Consider the following 2,549-nt stretch of genomic DNA (forward strand, 5'->3'; position numbering starts at 1 on the left):
GCGCGTCGACGGGAAGACTCATGGGCAGCGGCCGATCTCTGGTTCTTCGTGACTCGACATCTCGAAGCGTGGAGAACGGCCGCCTCTGCTGTCCCGGAAAGAACTGCAGATCAGCAGGTCGAGTGACCTGCGAGGTTAAACAACAAGCTGAGAAGCCGTTGTCATACCGAACAAGATCGTTGAGTTGCCGCTGGTGGGGCGTGAAGTCCGCCTGAGGGGCCGGGGCAGCTTTGTCGCTCATGGTGCGGGTGCCCGGATTCTCCACGCCGCTGCCGGCCGGTACGCTCCCACCCGTGAACGATCTTCGAGTGGGAGCGTCCGTAGTTGCGGGCGGACTAGTCTTCGGCACACTCACCGTCATCGGTGGCTGGTGGGCCCTCAATGGCGGGATCTACGGCTGCACCTTCGCGGACGCGGCACTGCAGGACCCGATGGCCGCCCAGGTCCGGACGCTCGGCACCTCGCAAGGAGCACAGGCCATCAATGGGTCTTACTCCGGCTGCGACGACGACGACCGCTTCGCGTACTTCGGCCAGGAGTACACCGAACCCGCCCGCCGGGCGGACGTCGTCGCCTACTACCGGGCGGCCGCCGCTCGCAACGGCTGGCTGCCGGCACCGCCCGAGCCGGACGAGCCCGCCTGGCGCCACGACCCGGTCGGTGAACGGATCGGCCTCTGCTTCACCAAGCAGATCGACAGCGCCACCTCCCATCTCGCCGTGACCTGGGCAGTCGACGGGGAGCAGGGCTACACGGTGGAGGCCCGGGCGAGCCAGAGCGGCGGCTCCTGGTGTCCATGAGCTCAGCCCCGGGCGACGGCGGTGCTTCGCCCGCTGGGTTTACGCCCACTTCATGCCGAAGCCAGGACCGTGCTCGAGAGGCCGTGATCGGCTTCTCCTTCCGGGCGAACCGACCGACTGACGGCCCGGAGACGGCCCGGCACCATCGCGAAAGGCCCCCTTCCGGCGGAGAATCCGCAAGTAGGGGGCCTTTCGTCGCCTTCCCGGAGCATGTTCTCCGGGCTTAGAAGCCGATGTCGCACCGATCTTGGTGGGTGTGGGTTCGACTGGGACATCCCGGTCGGGTGATCTTGCTGGTTGTCGTGCATGAAGACAGGGCCCCTGGTGCAGCTCGTGGTTGTCGAAGACCGTGAGCGCGCCAGGAGGCCCTGTTGCCGCAGTTGTACTCTCCCGAGCTCGCTGGTTCCAACTCGGTCGCTCATGAGTGTGATTGTCTCGCTCACCAGCTCGGGAACGCCGGGGACTGGCCGCACAGGCGACCGAGGTATCCGTCTGACATGAGCGACGCGGAGTGGGCGGTGGTCCGCGACGCGTTGCCGGTCCCGGGGTGGCTGGAGGGTCGTGGTGGACACCCTCGGGCTGCTGCTGATGGTGATGGTCACCGCGGCCTCGGTCACCGACCGGGACGCGGGACAGACACTGCTGGTCCGACTGCGCGAACGGCACTGGCGCATCACGCTGGTGTGGGCCGACGGCGGCTACACCGGACGCCTGGTCGACCTCGCCCGCGACGTACTGCGCATCGCGCTGACCGTGGTCAAACGCAGCGACGACGTCTCGGGGTTCGTGGTGCTGCCCAAAAGGTGGCTGGTGGAGCGCACCTTCGCGTGGTTGATGAGCTCACGGCGCCTGGCCCGCGACTACGCGGGCCGCACCGACAGCGCCGAGGCGATGATCCGGTGGTCGATGAGCATGGTCATGAGCCGCCGGCTCGCCCGGCGACCGCGCTGAACATCCCCGGACGATCCTCGATCAGCCATCCTCGTCCAGCCAGACGCTTCGCTTTCGACCGCACGCCCTCGACTTTCGCGGGAACCGCCTCCAGATCGAGCGCAGCGGCAAGCTGTCGGCAGTCCATCGCTCCGCTGCCCGATCCGTCACGGCCGGCCAGGATGTCCATGATCCGCCGGTAGTCCGGTGCCAACACTGCCGGGTCGATGCCGTCTCGTCACACCGGCACCACCGAACCCGGCACGGTCGCCGCGACTTGCACGTGCCGCTCACCGGCCACGGTGACCGGCGGCACCTTCTCGCCTCCGTGACGATCCGCCAAGACCAGGCCGACCGTCTCCCGGGCGATCACGAACCGCTCCCAGGCAGCCTCCGCCTCCCGCAGCTCGGCTTGAAGAACCTCCACCCGCTGCCGAGCGACGCGCTCCCGCTCCTCCAACAACCCCATCACCGACGGCATCCCGACACCTCCACCGAAGAGACGACACGACACCTCGTCCCTGCCACCGAAGCACCGACCCTATGCCTGACCAGTGGAAACCCACCCATCACTCTCGGAAAGACAACGGCTTCTGACACCGAAGCGGGCGGTGCCTGCCGGTTGTCCGAGCGCTGTGGCGCGGGGCCGGTGCACCGCGGGGCGCGCAGGGCGGCCGGCCAGGCCCCGGTGGCGGCGCCGGCCATTCAGGCCCGGACCAGGTAGATCAGTACCGGAACGCGTAGCCGGGGCCCAGTTGGATCCGGTCGGTCGGTGGCTCCGAGATGGTGTGTAACGTCCGGCCGGTGCTGCGGCGTGGG

Annotated in this window: 4 protein-coding genes; 2 read left to right on the forward strand and 2 right to left on the reverse strand. The window is 68.2% G+C overall.

Features of this window, described 5'->3' with window-relative positions:
* Positions 1 to 293: 293 nt before the first annotated feature.
* Together ACXJMZ_RS37075 and ACXJMZ_RS37080 are read left to right on the forward strand one after the other, a co-directional pair.
* On the forward strand, positions 294 to 800 hold the full coding sequence (locus ACXJMZ_RS37075; protein WP_457034394.1) for a hypothetical protein: 507 nt from the start codon (positions 294 to 296) through the stop codon (positions 798 to 800).
* A 561-nt stretch (positions 801 to 1,361) separates the two neighbouring features.
* A complete protein-coding gene (locus ACXJMZ_RS37080) occupies positions 1,362 to 1,751 on the forward strand; it encodes a transposase (protein WP_457034395.1) in 390 nt (129 codons plus the stop codon).
* Here the strand turns inward: ACXJMZ_RS37080 and ACXJMZ_RS37085 are convergent.
* A complete protein-coding gene (locus ACXJMZ_RS37085) occupies positions 1,717 to 1,920 on the reverse strand; it encodes a hypothetical protein (RefSeq protein WP_457034396.1) in 204 nt (67 codons plus the stop codon). The two genes, ACXJMZ_RS37080 and ACXJMZ_RS37085, sit on opposite strands and share 35 nt — an antisense overlap.
* Before the next feature lie 48 nt (positions 1,921 to 1,968).
* Positions 1,969 to 2,211: a hypothetical protein gene (locus ACXJMZ_RS37090; protein ID WP_457034397.1), complete on the reverse strand. Its 243-nt coding sequence runs from the start codon at positions 2,209 to 2,211 to the stop codon at positions 1,969 to 1,971.
* Between the last annotated feature and the right edge of the window lie 338 nt (positions 2,212 to 2,549).

It is taken from the genome of Kitasatospora sp. P5_F3 (assembly GCF_054049135.1).

Bases quoted from the DNA above. Each gene is read 5' to 3' on its own strand.
- ACXJMZ_RS37090 (WP_457034397.1), bottom strand. From the start codon at position 2,211: ATGCCGTCGGTGATGGGGTTGTTGGAGGAGCGGGAGCGCGTCGCTCGG.
- ACXJMZ_RS37085 (WP_457034396.1), bottom strand. From the start codon at position 1,920: ATGGACATCCTGGCCGGCCGTGACGGATCGGGCAGCGGAGCGATGGAC.